At 70.5% G+C, this 16,096-nt stretch carries 15 protein-coding genes and 1 pseudogene; 6 read left to right on the plus strand and 10 right to left on the minus strand.

Going from position 1 to position 16,096, the window contains the following annotated elements:
- Positions 1 to 131: 131 nt before the first annotated feature.
- On the minus strand, positions 132 to 1,043 hold the full coding sequence (locus ACWGSK_RS25380; RefSeq protein WP_452456954.1) for an MFS transporter: 912 nt from the start codon (positions 1,041 to 1,043) through the stop codon (positions 132 to 134).
- Positions 1,044 to 1,100: 57 nt separating this feature from the next.
- On the opposite strand from ACWGSK_RS25380, the gene ACWGSK_RS25385 reads away from it, so the two are divergent.
- Entirely contained in the window at positions 1,101 to 1,445 is a 345-nt protein-coding gene (locus ACWGSK_RS25385; protein WP_358514119.1) for a hypothetical protein, read from the plus strand.
- Between the two features lie 51 nt (positions 1,446 to 1,496).
- On the opposite strand, the gene ACWGSK_RS25390 is transcribed toward ACWGSK_RS25385, so the two are convergent.
- On the minus strand, positions 1,497 to 2,849 hold the full coding sequence (locus tag ACWGSK_RS25390) for a carboxylesterase family protein (protein WP_358514121.1): 1,353 nt from the start codon (positions 2,847 to 2,849) through the stop codon (positions 1,497 to 1,499).
- Between the two features lie 491 nt (positions 2,850 to 3,340).
- On the opposite strand from ACWGSK_RS25390, the gene ACWGSK_RS25395 reads away from it, so the two are divergent.
- Positions 3,341 to 4,921 carry a BCCT family transporter gene (locus tag ACWGSK_RS25395; RefSeq protein WP_358514123.1) on the plus strand — a complete coding sequence of 527 codons (1,581 nt, stop codon included), beginning with the start codon at positions 3,341 to 3,343 and terminating at the stop codon, positions 4,919 to 4,921.
- Between the two features lie 37 nt (positions 4,922 to 4,958).
- Here the strand turns inward: ACWGSK_RS25395 and ACWGSK_RS25400 are convergent, their stop codons facing one another.
- Positions 4,959 to 5,390 carry an SRPBCC domain-containing protein gene (locus ACWGSK_RS25400; protein WP_358514125.1) on the minus strand — a complete coding sequence of 144 codons (432 nt, stop codon included), beginning with the start codon at positions 5,388 to 5,390 and terminating at the stop codon, positions 4,959 to 4,961.
- Positions 5,387 to 5,728, minus strand: a complete 342-nt coding sequence (locus tag ACWGSK_RS25405; protein WP_358514127.1) for an ArsR/SmtB family transcription factor — start codon at positions 5,726 to 5,728, stop codon at positions 5,387 to 5,389. The genes ACWGSK_RS25400 and ACWGSK_RS25405 overlap by 4 nt, the downstream gene beginning before the upstream one ends.
- Between ACWGSK_RS25405 and ACWGSK_RS25410 the strand changes: the two are divergent.
- Positions 5,722 to 5,898, plus strand: a pseudogene (locus ACWGSK_RS25410) (helix-turn-helix domain-containing protein); the annotation flags it as partial. The gene ACWGSK_RS25405 and the pseudogene ACWGSK_RS25410 overlap by 7 nt on opposite strands.
- Positions 5,899 to 5,978: 80 nt before the next feature.
- On the opposite strand, the gene ACWGSK_RS25415 reads toward ACWGSK_RS25410, so the two are convergent.
- Positions 5,979 to 6,545, minus strand: coding sequence for a TIGR03086 family metal-binding protein (locus ACWGSK_RS25415; protein ID WP_452456955.1), 567 nt, complete (start codon positions 6,543 to 6,545; stop codon positions 5,979 to 5,981).
- A gap of 147 nt (positions 6,546 to 6,692) precedes the next feature.
- On the opposite strand from ACWGSK_RS25415, the gene ACWGSK_RS25420 reads away from it, so the two are divergent.
- Positions 6,693 to 7,871: a saccharopine dehydrogenase family protein gene (locus tag ACWGSK_RS25420; protein ID WP_452456956.1), complete on the plus strand. Its 1,179-nt coding sequence runs from the start codon at positions 6,693 to 6,695 to the stop codon at positions 7,869 to 7,871.
- Between the two features lie 63 nt (positions 7,872 to 7,934).
- On the opposite strand, the gene ACWGSK_RS25425 is transcribed toward ACWGSK_RS25420, so the two are convergent.
- The 4 genes from ACWGSK_RS25425 to ACWGSK_RS25440 form a co-directional block, all read right to left on the minus strand.
- Positions 7,935 to 8,378, minus strand: a complete 444-nt coding sequence (locus ACWGSK_RS25425; protein WP_452456957.1) for a hypothetical protein — start codon at positions 8,376 to 8,378, stop codon at positions 7,935 to 7,937.
- A gap of 356 nt (positions 8,379 to 8,734) precedes the next feature.
- Positions 8,735 to 9,967, minus strand: coding sequence for an RNA-guided endonuclease InsQ/TnpB family protein (locus tag ACWGSK_RS25430; protein WP_452456958.1), 1,233 nt, complete (start codon positions 9,965 to 9,967; stop codon positions 8,735 to 8,737).
- A gap of 3 nt (positions 9,968 to 9,970) precedes the next feature.
- Positions 9,971 to 10,228 (minus strand): hypothetical protein, encoded by a 258-nt coding sequence (locus ACWGSK_RS25435; protein WP_358514137.1) that lies wholly within the window; start codon positions 10,226 to 10,228, stop codon positions 9,971 to 9,973.
- The gene (locus tag ACWGSK_RS25440) at positions 10,225 to 11,841 is read right to left on the minus strand and encodes a class I adenylate-forming enzyme family protein (protein ID WP_452456959.1); all 1,617 of its coding nucleotides are present in this window, start codon (positions 11,839 to 11,841) and stop codon (positions 10,225 to 10,227) included. Before ACWGSK_RS25440 ends, ACWGSK_RS25435 begins: the two co-directional genes overlap by 4 nt.
- A 193-nt stretch (positions 11,842 to 12,034) precedes the next feature.
- On the opposite strand from ACWGSK_RS25440, the gene ACWGSK_RS25445 reads away from it, so the two are divergent.
- Together ACWGSK_RS25445 and ACWGSK_RS25450 are read left to right on the plus strand one after the other, a co-directional pair.
- Positions 12,035 to 12,652, plus strand: a complete 618-nt coding sequence (locus ACWGSK_RS25445) for a TetR/AcrR family transcriptional regulator (protein ID WP_358514141.1) — start codon at positions 12,035 to 12,037, stop codon at positions 12,650 to 12,652.
- A 108-nt stretch (positions 12,653 to 12,760) separates the two neighbouring features.
- Positions 12,761 to 14,995 carry a phosphotransferase gene (locus ACWGSK_RS25450; protein WP_452456960.1) on the plus strand — a complete coding sequence of 745 codons (2,235 nt, stop codon included), beginning with the start codon at positions 12,761 to 12,763 and terminating at the stop codon, positions 14,993 to 14,995.
- A 66-nt stretch (positions 14,996 to 15,061) separates the two neighbouring features.
- Here ACWGSK_RS25450 and ACWGSK_RS25455 read toward each other — a convergent pair whose 3' ends face one another.
- Positions 15,062 to 16,063, minus strand: coding sequence for a hypothetical protein (locus tag ACWGSK_RS25455; RefSeq protein WP_452456961.1), 1,002 nt, complete (start codon positions 16,061 to 16,063; stop codon positions 15,062 to 15,064).
- Positions 16,064 to 16,096 lie beyond the last annotated feature (33 nt).

Genomic DNA, 16,096 nt, shown 5'->3' on the forward strand with positions numbered 1-16,096 from the left:
GAGCGAGACGGGCGTGAGGGTCACACCGGCCACCGATCACACCCGTCGACGGCCGCACCCGCGTGGTCCGAGCCTCCGCACGGCGGGCCCCCGGGGTGGTGTCACCCCGGGGGCACGTCGCGGGTCACGGCTCAGGCCGAAGCGCCGGCCTGTTCCGATCCGCTCCGCTCTCGGGCGGGCTCGATCGATTCGGCGTCGGGGTCCCGACGCAGCCGGCGCACCAGTGGTGCGCAGACAACGGCCACCAGGGCCAGGCAGCCGCCGACGAGGAACGCGTCCTGGGTGCCCTGGACCTGGGCGGCGACCGCGTCGGCCGTGCCCGCTCCAGCGGCACCGATCGACATGGCCGTCACCAGAACGGCCACACCGGCGGCGCCCGCGAGCTGCTGCAGCGTGTTCATGATCGCGCTGCCGTGAGAGTAGAGCCTGCGCGGCAGCGAACCGAGGGCGAGCGTCATCAGTGGGGTCATGAGCATCGCCATACCGACGCAGAACACCACGTGCATGGCCACGACCACCGTGATGGAGGTCTGGGCTGTCAGGGTGCTCAGCCACCACTGACCGGCGGCGAGCAGGACGGCACCGGGGACGACCAGGGGCAGTGGTCCGACCCGGTCGTAGACCCGGCCGATGATGGGCGAGAGCACGCCCTGGATCAGGCCCCCCGGGAGCAGGAGCAGGCCGGTGGTGAGCACGCTCAGACCCAGGCCGACCTGGAGGTGGATCGGCAGCACCATGACGGTGCCGAGCATGGTCGCCATGCATACGACCACGATGATCAACGAGACACGGAAGTTGCGCACGGCGAAGGGACGCAGGTCCAGCAGCTCGCCGCCGGTGCGCGTCAGGGCGCGCTGGCGCAGGACGAACAGCACCAGGGCGACCGCACCGACCACCAGGGCCACGAGCGGGACGACGCTTCCATCGGTGAGTCCCTCGGCGGAGGCCAGACCGTAGACCAGACCGCCGAACGCTCGGGGGTCTCCTCCCGCACCTTCTTCCGGCACTTCACCACCAAGGAACAGGCCGGTCTCCCGGGACAATCGCGCCTGCTCCGGGCGATCGAGACCCTGGAGGTCACCGGCACCGACCCCGACACCGTGCTGCGCGACGTCGAGGCGGCGTTGGAGAAGGTGATGGGTCGCGAACACGACCCAGAGCGGGAGGAACACCGCAGGGTCGCGCGACTGCTGTCCGGGGACTCCGAACTCAGGGCGCTGGCCGCCGCCCAGGAACGCGGACTCGCCACGCGTCTGCGCGAGCGTCTCAACGACCGCTTGGAAGGGCTGGACCCCACCACGGTGCTGCTGGTGGTGGAGGTGGCCGTGGCGGTGTGGAGCGCCTGTTGGGAGCGTTGGGGAGAACTGGCCGCGCAGGGGCGCGAGGAGGACCCGGTGGAGTTGTACCGCCGGTGCCGGTCGGAGCTGCGCCGGATCGTCGGCTGAGCCCCGACCTCGGCGGGTTCACGGGGACGGGGCTCGTCGGGGTCGGGTTCGTCAGGACCGGTGGACGGTGAGGCTGTCGGCGGCCGCCGAAGCGGACTCGGCGCTCACCGACCCGGTGCGCGCGAACTCGCCCCACACCTGCCGCACCGCACGACCACGCCGGTCGAGTTCCTCCCAGGAGGTGCGGCCGACCAGGCTCGCCCGTTCCCAGGCCTTGCGCGTGCCCAGCAGCAACGGGATGTCGGTGATGTGCGCGGCCCCGAACGGGCTCCCCTCCGGCCGCCAGGTGAAGGTGTAGCGCACCGCCCGACCACCGGCCCGGCGATGGCGACGGACGAAGCCCCGCACGGGCCCGGTGTAGATGACCCAGGTGGTGAGGCGCACCAGGGCCCGGCGCAGGGTGGAGCCGATCACCGGCAGCTCGGACATCCTCTTGATCGGGGGCAGGAACTCGGCGAACAGCCCGGTCTCCTCGCTGGTGGCCCCGACGAGCACGTCGATCCGGGGCGCCGCCTCGCGCCAGGCGCGGGTTCGGAGGGACTCGGGGGGCAACGGATCGTGCCCGTAACGCGTGCCGAACGGCATGGCGCTGGGCAGCCCGAAGCCCCTGCCGGCCTCGACCGCCCTCTCCTGACGGGCGAGCATGTCGCGGGTGTCGGTCTCGGGGGTGAGGGTGCCCACCACCCCGGCCATCGCCTCGTACATGCGGTCGCGTCGGCTGAGGAGTCCCAGCGGGGCGCTCTGCACGATCGCGCGCCGGAACAGCCCTTCGGCGCCGCGACTGATCATCAGGTGGGCGACGGCGTCACCACCGGCGGACTGCCCGAAGAGGGTGACCTTGTCGGGGTCGCCCCCGAACGAGGCGATGTTGGCGGCCACCCAGCGCAACGCCGCCACCTGGTCGAGCAGGCCCAGGTTGGCGGGGGCGACACCGGGCAGACGCAGGTAGCCCAGGACCCCGAGCCGGAAGGTGACCGACACGACGACGACCCGTTGTTCGCGTACCAGCCGGGCCGGGTCGAAGATCGCCAGGTCGCCCGCGCCGGTGACATAGGAGCCGCCGTGGAACCACACCAGGACGGGCGGGCGCTCGTCCTCGGCCAGGTCGACGGGCACGGTCACCGACAGGTGGTGGCAGTTCTCGTCCTGGCGACCGGTCGGGATGCCCTCGACCGCCTCGGAGACCACCCGGGAGATCGATTGTGGGGCGGCGGGCGCGGCCTCGGTGGCCTCGAAGGGTTCGGTGAAGGGTTCGAGCGGCGAGGGCGCCCGGAACCTTTCGGCCCGCGCGTAGGGGATGCCGAGGAACCGCAGGACCCCGCCGCGCACCTTCCCCACGATCGGGCCCGCGGGGGTGTCCAGGCGGTGGTGTTCACCCTTGGAGACGGAGGTGGATTCGGTCATGGCGGCTCCTACGTTCGCCCAGGGTCCATGAACGGACCTTCGGTCACCCGAACGACGGTACCCGCAAGGATCGGTCGCCCCCGGAACCGGAACGTCGGTCCACCGGCCTCGTGTTCGGTGACACCGTCACGCGCGGCGTCGGCACACCCTGGAACTCCACCGGGGACCCCACCTGGTCTCCCGGACGTGACCGGGACCGTCGTAGAGCGCCTCACCGAACGGCTCGACGCCTACGACGAGGTGGTCCGGCTCCTCGCCGAGGAGCCGGACGATAGCGCTTAGGACCACACCCCCGCGTGTTCGGCGCCACTCTCCTCGATCGCGTCCCCACTGGTGAACGCACGTAGACTCCTTCGGGCCGCCCCGTCGTCGGGGCCCGTTGCCGTCCCCCGCTTCGGCGTCGCAGTGACGGATTCGACGGCTTTCTCTTTCCCGGACCGCCCGTTGGCGCGCCCGGTTCCGTTCTCCGACAGAGGAGACTCCACTTCTTCATGTCCTCCACCTTGCGCACCCGTGTGCGTGAAACCGGGCGCCGACCCGACCCCTGGGTCATCGGTGTCTCCGGTGGCCTGCTGGTCCTGTTCGTCCTGCTCGCCCTGACCCGGCCCGCCATGATGAACACCATGGTCGACGCGGCCTTCGCCTGGTCGACCCACTGGTTCGGCGCGTACTGGCAGGTCCTGCTCCTGGCCACCCTGGTGGTCGCCACCGTCCTGGCGTTCTCCCGGTACGGCCGGGTGCGGATGGGCGGTCCCGTCGCCCCCGAGTTCGGCTGGTTCCGGTGGGTGGCGATGGTCCTGACCACGCTGCTGGCCGCGGGCGGGGTGTTCTGGGCGGCCGCCGAACCACTGGCCCACTACGTCGACCCACCGCCGCAGTACGACGACGTCTCCGGTGGCATGGACGGCGCCGCGATCGCGTTGGCGCAGACCTTCACCCACTGGGGTTTCGTCGGCTGGGCGATCGGTGGTTCGTTGGCCACGTTGGTGATGATGCGCGGGGTGGAGAAGGGCCTGCCGCTGCGTCCGCGCACCCTGCTCTGGCCGCTGTTGGGCGAGCGTGTGCGCACCCACTGGCTGGGCACGGTCGCCGACATCAGCTGTGTGCTGGCGGTGGTCGCCGGGACGGTCGGCCCGATCGGGTTCCTGGGCCTGCAGATGTCCTACATCGGCGCCGAGATGTTCGGATTCGACTCCGGATACGGCACCCAGGTGGTACTCATCGGGGGATTGACGCTGATCGCCACGATCTCGGTACTCAGCGGGGTGGACAAGGGCATCCAGTTGCTGAGCCGGATCAACGTCTGGGCCGCGCTGGTGCTCATCGTCTCGATCGTCGGACTGGCCTCACTGCCCTACGTCATCGACCTGTTCCTCCAGGCGAGCGCCGTGCACGTACGCGAGTTCGTACCCATGTCGTTGTACCGCGGCGACGACGCCTGGCTGGGGTACTGGACGCTGTTCTTCTTCGGTTGGTTCATCGGGTTCGGACCACTGATGGCGATCTTCATCGCGCGGGTCTCCAAGGGCCGCACGATCCGGGAGATCTACGTGGGCGCCACCGTGCTGCCGTCGGTGGTGACCATGGTGTGGTTCACCGCCCTGGGCGGCACCGGCCTGTGGCTGGAACAGAGCGACCCGGGCGTGATCTCCGACCCCTACGCCGAACACGGTCTGGCAGCGGCGGCCCTGTCCATCGTCCAGGCGTTGCCGTTCAGTTCGGTCCTGGCGGTGATCATGATCGTGGTGACGCTGATCTTCTTCGCCGCCACCCTGGACGCGATGTCCTACGCGGTCTCGGCGTCCAGCATGCGCGAGGGCGAACCGCACGCCCTGGTACGGGCGTTCTGGTGTGTGGGCATGGGCGTCACCGCGGTGGTGCTGTTGACCGTCGGTGACAACGGGGTGCAGGCGTTGCAGTCCGTCATCGTGGTCACGGCGGTGCCGGCGGGCCTGGCGCTGCTGCCACCGTTGTGGGGCGCCCCGCGCCTGGCCCGGGAGATGGCCGTCGAACAGGGGATCATCGCCTCGACCGAGCCGCGACGGATCAAGGAACCGGAGCCGGTGGGTTAGTCGGGCGGGGTCCGTCGAGCACGGACCCCGCTCACGTTCATTCGCCCTCGGCCAGGGCACGTTCGAGTTCGTCGAGACACATCAACCAACCGGTCTCGGTCCGTTCCGCCCAGTCGCCACCGATGAAGGTGTGGGTCAGTGTGAGCCGGCAACCGCCCTCGCCGTCGGCCTCCAGACCGAGTCGCAGGTGGTGCTCACCCGTCTCGACGTCGAACTCACGGAAGGCGAAGACCCGTCCGGGTTCGACCTCGGTGACCTCGGCCGGCAGTTCGGTCCCCTCCTCGTCTCGGAAGGTGATGGCACCGCCGACCCTCAGGTCCAGGTGTTCGGCCGCCATCGGGTACCACCGCGCCAGGTGACGGGGTTCGGTGATCGCCCGCCAGACCTTCTCGGGCGGGTGGTCGAGCGCCCGCACCAGTGTGAGTGTCCACCGGTCGTCGCCCAGAGATCGCAGTCCCGGCTCGCTCATGCCCCATCCCCCTCTGCTCCGTCCTCGTCCGGCATCGTGTCCAGGTGAGCCGCCAAGTCGTCGAGGCGTTCCTCCCACAGTCGTCGGTAGGGCCCCAGCCAGTCCTCCACTTCGAGGAACGGGTCGAGACCGAGGCGGTACCAACGACGCTGGGCCTCTTGGCGCACCCTCACGAACCCGGCTTCACGCAGGATGCGCAGGTGTTTGGAGACCGTGGGCTGGGACAGGTCGAGCTGTTCCACCAGGTCCCCCACCACGCTCTCGCCACGCTCTCGCAGATGGTCCAGGATCTGACGACGACGCGGTTCGGCGATCACCTCGAACACTGTATATGCCACATGAGGAATATACTCCGCCTGGCATATATGAACAAGCCCCCACTCGCCCGACGGGTCTTGCGCCCGCCAACGTCGCCGTGCTCAAGAACGGCCGGGCCAAGGCGGTGCGGTTCACCACGCTCGACGCGATCGGCCATACGCTCGGCCGTCAGCCCGGCGACGTGCTGCGATGGGTCCCCGACCAGGCGACCGAGGCCGAATCGGGCCGAGCCCGAGGAAGGGGGCGCCGCGGCGGACGCCCCCCCAATCCTCAGACCCGACGTCCGGTGAGGGCGAGCAGGCGGGTCCGTGGATCGGCGTCCTCCCCCACCGGGACCGGGTCGGCGAACAGCCCGCTCGCCGCCAACTCCTTTTCCTGTCCCTTCGTCCACGTGAGCAGCTCGGCGACCAGGTCGGGGTCGAGGCGCTCGTCCGCCCCGATGGCCCGGGCCAGGTCCCAGGCGTGCACGGCCAGGTCGAAGGTCATCTGCCACAGGTACAGCTCGGCCGGGGACTCCCCGAAGGACAGGTGGACCCGCTGTTCCAGCGCGGACGGGGCCAGCCACGCCGTGCGGGCCTCACGCGCCGCCACGGTCCAGGTCGCGAGCGGTTCCTCCCCGAGGTTGTCGCCGTCGAACCGATCGCCCACGTCCTCGACACGGGCGCCGCCCAACAGATGGGGCACCCACAACTGCTCGGTGGTCAGGTGGTCGACCAGGTCGTGCACGTCCCAGTCCGAACACGGGGTGGGCAGGGCCCAGTCGGTGAGCCGTACCGCCTTCACCCTGCGGTCGAACTCCTCCATCGCGGTGCCGTGCAGATCGATCAGGGATGTCACAGGTCCTCTTCCCAGGGTCATCGGTGTTCTCGCCGGGGCGGCCTACCCGATCATCGGCGGGTCCACACCGCCGGCTCCACCCCCGTGACGCCCACCTGTCAGACTTTGACACCACGAGCGACGCGAAGGCCTACCGACAAGGAAGACATGCAACGCGGTTACGACATCGTCCTGTTCGGCGCGACCGGGTACACCGGAGCACTGACCGCCGAGTACCTGGCGGAGAACGCCCCCCGCGAGCTGCGGTGGGCGTTGGCCGGGCGCAACATCGACAAGTTGGAGGCCGTGCGGGCCGAGTTGGCCGAGATCGACCCGGACCGGCCCACCCCGGACCTGCTGTTGGCCGATGTCGACGACACCGCCTCCATCCGGACCCTGGCCGCGTCCGCCCGGGTGGTCATCACCACGGTCGGCCCCTACGCGGAGTACGGCGAGCCCTTGGTGGCGGCGTGCGCGGCGGAGGGCACCGACTACGTGGACCTGTGCGGTGAGCCGGCCTTCGTGGACCGCATGTACGTACGCCATCACGCCACCGCCCAGAGCACGGGCGCGCGGATCGTGCACGCCTGCGGCTTCGATTCCCTCCCCCACGACCTGGGTGTGCTCTTCACCGTCGGGCGACTGCCCGAAGGCGTGCCCCTACACGTGGAGGGGTTCGTGCGCGCGCAGGGCACGGCCTCGGGTGGCACGCTGCGCTCGGCGGTGGGCGCCTTCTCCGACGCCGTGGGTCTGGTGTCCGCCGCACGGGACCGCCGGGCGATGGAGACAGGGCCGCGGGGCCGCAGGGTGCGCGTCGACCGGAGCGGAATCCCGCGCACCCGGTTGGCCCGGGGTTGGACACTGCCGCTCCCCAGCCTGGACCCGCGGGTGGTGGCGCGTTCGGCGGCGGCGTTGGAGCGTTACGGCCCCGACTTCAGCTACGGGCACTACGGGGCGTTTCGTCATCTGACCAGCGCGGTGGGCGCGGCCGGTGGCGCCGCCGGAATGATGGCGGCCGCCCAGGTTCCGGCGTTGCGCGAGCGGTTGCTGTCGCTGCGCTCCCCCGGCGAGGGCCCCAGCGAGGAACAGTTGGCCGGTGGTTGGTTCACCGTGCACTTCGTGGGTTCGGGTGGTGGTCGTCGGGTGCACACCCTGGTGTCGGGCGGCGATCCGGGGTACGCGGCGACCTCGGGCATGCTCGCCGAGTCCGCGTTGTGCCTGTGGCGGGACGAGTTGCCCGAAACCTCCGGGCAGGTGACCTCGGCGGTGGCGATGGGCGAGGCGCTGATCGAGCGACTGCCCCGGGCCGGGGTGGAGTTCAAGGTACTGCGGACCTTCGAGGACTGAGGGCCTTCACCGCGGGGGGCGCGCACGGTGGGCGCCATGCGCGCCCTCCGCGCAGGCTCAAGGTCACACCCCCCGAGGAGTTCCGGAGACCGCGCACCACGCCAGGGCGAGCGCCACGGCGTCCTCGATGACCGCGCCCTCCCAGGCCGGACGGGACCCACTCCACCAGGAACGCCACCACACCCCCACCGCCGCGCCCACCGGGGCCGCCAGCGCGGCGACGGCGACGGCCGGTGGCACGGGGCCGCCCAGGTTCCGGGCGAGCAGGGCCCCGCCCCAGGCTCCGGCGATCGCGCGCGACAGCAGGACCGGCCCCGACGTGCGGGGCGGAATGCCCGGCGTCTTGTCCGCCACGAGTTCACCGGTGATGGTCAGCGCCAACAGTCCGCGTCGGAGCGTTCGTCCTTCGTCTCGGGCCAACAGTGGCGCGCAGGGTCCCAGGGTTCCACGTGCCCCCGATGCCAACCCCAGGGCCAGGGAACGTGCCAGGGTCCGTGAAGTGTTCATGGTCGTCTCCTCGACGTGGGTGCGGCGAGTATCGCACCGGCCGGCCGCTCCGGAGCCGAACGACGTGCCGGGGACCGTGGTCGCACGCCCGAGGTGGGGCCCTGGGCGTTCGGATCACCGGGAGGACGCCCACGCGGTAACGCCTCAAAACCAGGAAGGGCGTACACATCGGATCCGCGTGCCGAGTAGGTACGCCCCCGCGACGGTGGGCGGCCGGGGCGATGCCCCGTTGAGGCCACCAGGTCCCCCGGATCGCCCGGCCCCACCGACGCCATCAGTTCTCCGTGAGCTCGGTCCCCTTGGTCTCCTTGTTGACTTCCTCCCCACGCCTGAAGGCGGGGGATTTCGGCAACCACCTATCGGTGGTTCGAGGCTTCCGCCCCGTCACGGGTCGCCCCGTGGCCTTCCTGTTTCAACGCCGACCGCCTCGTCCGGGAGGACTCCCGTTGAGGTCTCACACCGGCTCCGCAGGCAGATACCGCCGGCCCGGCGGCCTTGAGATTGATCGCCGCGTTCACGTCACGGTCATGGGTGACACCGCAACGCTCACACGTCCAGGTGCGCACGTTCAACGGCAACCGGCCACGCACATGCCCACACCCAGGCGTCGAGCACATCCTGGTCGAGGGGAAGAACCGGTCCACCACGACCAACTCCCGCCCATACCAGTCCGCTTTGTACTCCAACATCGACCGCAACTGTGTCCAGGCCGCGTCCGAGATGGCCCGGGCCAGTGTGCGGTTCTTGACCAAGTTTCGGACGGTCAGGTCCTCGATCACGACCACTTGGTTTTCGTGGACGAGACGAGTGGTGAGCTGGTGCAGGAAGTCCTTCCTGCGATCGGTGATACGGGCGTGTACCCGCGCGACCTTGACCCGGGCCTTGGCCCGGTTCACGCTGCCCCTGGCCTTACGGGACAGGGACCGTTGCGCCTTGACCAACTTGGCCCGATCACGGCTTTCGTGGCGGGGGTTGGTGATCTTCTCCCCCGTGGACAACGTCACCAGGGAAGTCAGACCCGCGTCCACCCCGACCACGCCCTCAGAGGTCGGGGCGGCTGTGATGGTGTCCTGGCACAACAGCGACACGAACCAGCGCCCCACCGAGTCCCGCGAGACGGTCACCGTGGACGGTGAAGCACCCTCGGGAAGGGGGCGCGACCACACGATGTCCAACGGCTGGTCCATCTTGGCCAGGGTGAGCTTCCCGTCCCGGTAGCGGAACGCGCTCGGGGTGTACTCCGCCGAGGCCCGCGACCTCTTCTTCGATTTGAATCGCGGATAGCGGGCGCGACCCGCGAAGAAGTTCGAGAACGCCCCTTGCAGATGCCGCAGCCCCTGTTGGAGCGGGACACTGGACACCTCGGTGAGAAAGGCCAGATCGTTGGTCTTCTTCCAACCGGTGAGCAGGGCCGAGGTCGCGGAGTAGCCCACCCGCTCCCGGTGCTGATCCCAGGCCTGGGAACGGGCGGCGAGGGCTTTGTTGTAGACCAGGCGCACACACCCGAACGTGCGCGACAGCTGCGCCGCCTGCACCTGGGTGGGGTAGAAGCGGTACTTGAACGCCCGCTTCACGGTCTTCCTGGCCATGGATCATGTTTTAGCAGCCTGAAAGCCGGTACACACCCCGAACGCGGAAAGAAGAAGGTGTTTCCTCCCCACCCTGAAGGACGGGGTATCCACACCCAACAAACCGATGACGGCGGCGATGAAGGGGGTGAAGACCGCGTAGGCGCTCCACTCGTACCACTCCAGGACGTTGCCGACCGTGCTGGCCAGCAGGGACTTGCGCTTGGATCGGAGTGTGCGGGCGGGTGGTTCGTCGACCCTACCGGGGGTGGTCGCGCTCACGAGGGGTCTCCTTGTGCTTCGGTGGCGGCGGCCTCACGCAGGGCGCGCCGCCGGATCTTGCCGGTGAGTGTCTTGGGCAGGGATGGGACGATGTGGACCTCGCGCGGGCGTTTGTAGGCGGCGAGGTGCTCTCGGGCGAACGCGATGAGTTCCTCCTCGGTGGCCTGGGCGCCCGCGGCGAGGGAGACGTGGGCGACCACGGATTCGCCCTGGTAGGAGTCGGGGCGGCCGACCACCGCGACCTCGTGAACGGCGGGGTGCCGGTAGAGCGCGTCCTCGACCTCGCGCGGCCACACCTTGTAACCGGAGACGTTGATCTGGTCCTTGAGCCGGTCGACCAGGTACACCCATCCGTCCTCGTCGATGACGGCCCCGTCCCCGGTGCGGAGTCGCCCCGAGGGGAAGGTGTGGGCGGTGGCCTCGGGATTGCGCCAGTAACCGGGCACCACCTGGGGCCCGGACAGTTCGAGTTCGCCCTGTGTTCCGGCGGGGACGGGAGCGCCGTCCGGGCCGACGACGCGTGCGCTCAGGTGCGGCAGGGCCCGGCCGATGGACAGCGAGCCACTCGTGGGATCGACCGGTGCGTGTTCGCCCGGAGGCACCGCGATGACGCCGGAGGTCGTCTCGGTCATCCCGTAGGCGTTGTGGATGTACACGCCGAAGCGATCCTGGAACCTGTCGACGGTGGCCGGCGGGATGGGGGCGCCTCCGGAGTAGAGCAGGCGCGCCGAGGCGAAGTGTTCGGCGGTGGCGTCCGGATGCTCGTACAGGGCGTTGAAGACGGTGATGGATCCGATGGTGAAGGTGACGCGGTGTTCGGCGAAGGCGTCGAGCACCACTCCCGGGTGGAAGCGGTGGGCGAACACCAGCAGCGTGTCGCCCAACAGCGCCAGCGCGGCGTTGATCACCGCCCCGGTGATGTGGAAGAGCGGGGCCACCGCCAGGACGACGTCGCCTTCTCTCAGCCCCACGTGGGCGGCGAAGGTGGAGGTGACGGCCAGAACGTTGGCGTGCGTGTTCATCGCGCCCTTGGGCGGCCCGGTGGTCCCGGAGGTGTAGGCCAACAGGGCCACGGAGTCCCCGTCGAGGTCGACCGGGGCCGGCCGGCGACCGGCGTGTGCGCGGATCGACTCCACGAGATCGCCGTCCGGGGAGGGGTCCGGTCGCGGCCCGGGAGAGAACACCCGGGTGTCGTCGCGGGACTGCAGGTCCAGGTCGGAGGTGCCGAGCAACCACCGGACGGAGCTTCCCTCCAGCGCGGTGCGGGTCTCGGCCAGGGTGTCGTCGGCGCTGATGAGGCCGACCGGTTCGGCGTCCTCGATCAGGCGGCGCAGTTCCTCACCGCGGTACATCGGGTTGAGGACCAGGAGCGCGGCGCCGAGTTTCCACAGGGCGAGCATGCTCAGTGCGTACTGCGGGATGTTCTGGAGCCGGACCCCGACGCGGTCCCCCGGCCCCACGCCCCTCTTCGCCAGGGCGACCGCGAGGGCGTCCGAGGCCTCGTCGACCTCCCGTGCGGTCATGACGCGGTCGAAGTAGGCGATGGCGGGGGCGTCCGGGTTCCGGTCGACGCGGTGGCGCCAGGCCTGGACGATGGTGGTGGGCTGTGGCAAGTCGAGTCCCTCTTCTCCTCGTGGAAACGTCGACGCTCACGACACCGACCGAACGATCGCTCGGTCAGTGGTCCGTAGTGTTGTGGACCACAAGACCACCTGTCAATACGTCCTCGGATCCCGAGCGGCGACGACGGAACCCGGTTCCTACCGGTACCTTTCAGCTCGAAGCCTTACGGAAGCGAGGAGTGCGGTGTCGGGATCGTGGCGTTCGTTCGGGGAGCAGCGGCTCTCACCACCCCTCGCGGCGGCCCTGGAGTGCTTCGTCGAGCAGGGCTACCACGGCACGAGCATCCGAAGGGTCGCCGAACACGCGGGGCTGTCCGTGCCCGGCCTGTACCACCACTACCGGTCCAAGCAGGCCCTGCTGGAGGGCCTGGTCATGGCGGCGATGCACGAGTTGCTGGACCACACCGGCCGGGCCGTGGAGGAGGCCGGGCAGGACCCCGACCTCCGGTTCGACAACCTGATCGAGTGCCTGCTGCGCTTCCACATGCACCGCAGACCACAGGCCTTCGTGGCCTCGACCGAGATCCGGAGCATGACCCCCGACCTGCGCACCTCCTACGTCGCCCTGCGCGACGAACAACAGCGCATGGTCGACGACGTCATCGCGCGTGGTCGGGAGGCGGGGGTGTTCACCACCCCATACCCGCGTGACGCCGGCCGGGCCGTGACCACCATGTGCGTGGCCGTGGCCTCCTGGTTCCGGCCCGACGGCGAACTCTCCCCCGACCGGCTCGTCGACCGCTACCTCACGCTGGCCCGCGCCACCGTGGGCGCCGCCCCCACCCGGCCCCGCACCCCCTGAAACCCCGCCCCCGCGCCGGGAGAGCGTTGACAGCCACCCGAGGGCCGTGACAATCTGCCGTCCACGTGACCGAGCGATCGCTCGGTCGGTTACCGGGTGGAGGATTGCGTGATCGATCTGGGGCACACCGCGAGGGCGACCGACCTCGCCCGGGCGACACGGGACTTCGTGCGCACGACCGTGCTCCCCGTGGAGGAGGAACACGACGGCGACATCGCCGGGGCCGGCGGCGACACCCTGCGCCTGCGCCTGCAACGGCGGGCCCGCGAGGCCGGGGTCTTCGCGCCGCACTGCCCAGTGGAGTTCGGCGGTCAGGGGCTGGACCTGCGCGACCGCGCACCCGTGTTCGAGGCGGCGGGCCTGTCGGTGTTCGGCCCGACCGCGCTCAACATCGCCGCACCCGACGAGGGCAACGTCCACATGTTGGAACGCGTCGCCGACCCCGTTCAGCGCGAACGCTACCTGGGCCCGCTGTGCCGAGGCGAGGTACGTTCCGCCTTCGCCATGACCGAGCCCTCCCCCGGCGCGGGCGCCGACCCCTCCGCCCTGTCGACCACCGCCACGCGAACGGCGGGCGGATGGCGGATCGACGGCCACAAGACCTTCATCACCGGCGCCGACGGGGCCGGATTCCTCATCGTGATGGCACGGACCTCGGGCCGGCCCGGTGACCGTGGCGGCGCGACCATGTTCCTCACCGACACCGACGCGCCCGGCCTCACCGTGGGCCGCCACGTCCGGACCATGGACTCCTCCATGCTCGGCGGGCACTGCGAGGTGACTTTCGACGGCCTGTTCGTGCCCGACGAGAACGTCCTCGGTGAGGTCGACGAGGGGTTCTCCTACGCGCAGGTGCGGCTCGGCCCGGCACGCATGACCCACGTGATGCGCTGGTTGGGCAGTGCGCGGCGCGCCCAGGACATCGCGGTGGACCGGGCCTGCCGGCGGGAGCTGTTCGGTTCCCGGTTGGGCGACCTGGGTCTGGCCCAGCAGATGATCGCCGACAACGAGATCGACATCGCGGCCACCCGCTCCCTACTGCTCCAGGCCTGTTGGGAGTTGGACACCGGGGTGGACGCCCGGACCTCCACCTCCATCGCCAAGACGTTCGCCGCCGAGGCGATCCACCGGGTCGTGGACCGTTCGATCCAGCTGTGCGGCGGACTCGGGGTCAGTGACGACCTGCCCCTGGCCCGGTTGCTGCGCGAGGTACGCCCCTTCCGCGTCTACGACGGGCCCTCCGAGGTCCACCGTTGGTCGATCGCCAAGCGGGTGGTCTCGCGGGGCCCGCCGAGCCCACGAGGCCGGGGAGGGACCACGATGACACACGCTCCCCCGCTCGACACGACCGCACTGGCCGCCTACCTGGAGCGTTCCGGCACCGAGGTCGAGGGGACCTTGCGCGCCGAACCCATCAGCGGTGGAAAGTCCAACCTGACCTACCGGATCGACGACGCCACGGGGCCGCGGTGGGTGTTGCGCAGGCCCCCGACCGCGGGGTTGACCCCCTCGGCCCACGACATGGGGCGGGAGTTCCGTGTGGTGGACGCCCTGGGCGGCTCCGAGGTCCCCGTCGCCGACGCCGTGGCCCTGTGCGAGGACTCGTCCGTCATCGGGGCGCCCTTCTCCGTGTTCTCCCACGTCGACGCCCGGGTGGTGCGCACTCGCGACCAGCTGGCCGACCTGGACGACGAACAGGTCGCCGTCTGTGTCCGGAGCCTGGTGCGGGTGCTGGCCCGCCTGCACGCGGTCGACCACGAGGCCGTCGGGCTGGCCTCGCACGGCCGACCGCACGGGTTCCTGGAACGCCAGGTGCGTTTGTGGGGTCGCCAGTGGGAGCGGGTGCGCGACGGGGATCTGCCCGACCTGGACCGACTGTGCCGGGTGCTGGCGGACGCCGTACCCGAATCCTCGGCGCACGCGATCGTGCACGGCGACTACCGCATCGACAACGTGATGCTGGACCACCATGACGCGGGGCGGATCCACGCGGTGGTCGATTGGGAGCTGTCCACCCTCGGAGACCCGCTGGCCGACATCGCCATGATGTGCGTGTACCGGCGTCCCGGACTGGACCTGGTGTTGGGCGAACCGGCCGCGTGGAACAGCGACCGGCTGCCCACCGCCGACGAGATCGCGCACATGTACTCGCGGGTGTCCGGACGCGCTCTTCGCGACTGGGGTTTCCACCTGGGTCTGGCCCACCTGAAGTCGGCGGTCATCGCCCAGGGCATCGCCTACCGCGGCAGGCAGGGGGCCGAGGGCGGCGGGCGGGACCGGGCCGGTGAGGCCGTCGGGGAGTACGCGGCCGCCGGACTGCGGGCGCTCCGAGAGACCCTGTGAGGCCCGAAGTCCGGAGTCCGGGGTCCAAGGCCCCAGAATTCGGCGGGACGGCCGGGGCCGTCCTGTTCAAGGCCGCATGTGCAGGGCGTGGACGCCCTCGGTGGTGGCCAGGACGATGACCCCGTCCGGGGCGGCTACCAGATCCTCCAGCTCGCCCGGCCAGGTCCCGGGGACCTCCGTCACGGGTTGTCCGGGCCGATCCAGCCGACGCACCCGCAACTCGTCCAGGTACCAGCCGCCCAGGCCGTCGGGGCGGGCCTCCTCCTCCTGGTAGACGGCGACCGCCTCGCCGTCCCATTCCACCAGTGAGGTCAGGGTGCGCGGACCGCCCAGTTCGGCGACCAGTTCCAGGGCGGGCAGGGAGTGCACGCGTCCGGCGACCGCGAGCAGGGAGCGCCCGCCCACCCGGGCGGCCACCGTCTCGGAGTCGGCGTGGCTCTCCACCTCGCCCAGGTACTCGCCGTCCTCCATCAGGTAGACCCGCTCGCGCGGGTGTTCGTAGTCGGCGAGGATCACCGGGTCGAAGCCCGGGTCCTGGCCGGGCGCCACCAGATAGTCGCCGGCGAAGGACATGCGTTCGCCGCGGGCCTCGTGGCCTGGTCTGGAGTCGGTCAGGTCCGGCACGGTCGCCCCGGTGTAGGGGTCCACCGCCCACCATCGGGTGCCGCCGTCACCGTCCTCACCGAAGAGGAAGACCACCGCCTGCTTGTCCACCACCCTCAGGGCGACGTCGTCGGGCCAGCGCTCCCCGGGTTCGGCCAGGTCGGTCTCCAACAGCGGGACGCCGGTGCGGGGGTCGCGTACGCTCACCGACCGGCGTGAGGCCTGCACCAGGACGGTACCGGGCCAGTCCTCCCCCTCGGGGGACACGGCCAGGTTCACCGGCCCCTGCGCCTCGAACGCGGTCCCCAGGGGACGCAGCGAACGGGTGTCGAAGGCCCGCGCCTCGTAGCGCGACTTGCGCGGGTCGGTACTGAGGTCCACGTCGCCGTGCACGAGGACCGTCCGGTCCGCCAGGAACAGGCGCGGAAACCGCAACCCCCTGCGCCACAGCCGTTCCGCGCGCACGAGTCGCCCTCCCCGTCGTTCCTGGGTACTTCC

The sequence above is a fragment of the Nocardiopsis sp. NPDC055551 genome, from assembly GCF_053619415.1.

Excerpts from the sequence above, each read along its gene's own strand:
- ACWGSK_RS25390 (WP_358514121.1), bottom strand. The coding sequence starts at position 2,849 with ATGACCGAATCCACCTCCGTCTCCAAGGGTGAACACCACCGCCTGGAC.
- ACWGSK_RS25425 (WP_452456957.1), bottom strand. The coding sequence starts at position 8,378 with ATGAACACTTCACGGACCCTGGCACGTTCCCTGGCCCTGGGGTTGGCA.
- ACWGSK_RS25430 (WP_452456958.1), bottom strand. The coding sequence starts at position 9,967 with ATGGCCAGGAAGACCGTGAAGCGGGCGTTCAAGTACCGCTTCTACCCC.
- ACWGSK_RS25400 (WP_358514125.1), bottom strand. The coding sequence starts at position 5,390 with ATGAGCGAGCCGGGACTGCGATCTCTGGGCGACGACCGGTGGACACTC.
- ACWGSK_RS25420 (WP_452456956.1), top strand. The coding sequence starts at position 6,693 with ATGCAACGCGGTTACGACATCGTCCTGTTCGGCGCGACCGGGTACACC.
- ACWGSK_RS25395 (WP_358514123.1), top strand. The coding sequence starts at position 3,341 with ATGTCCTCCACCTTGCGCACCCGTGTGCGTGAAACCGGGCGCCGACCC.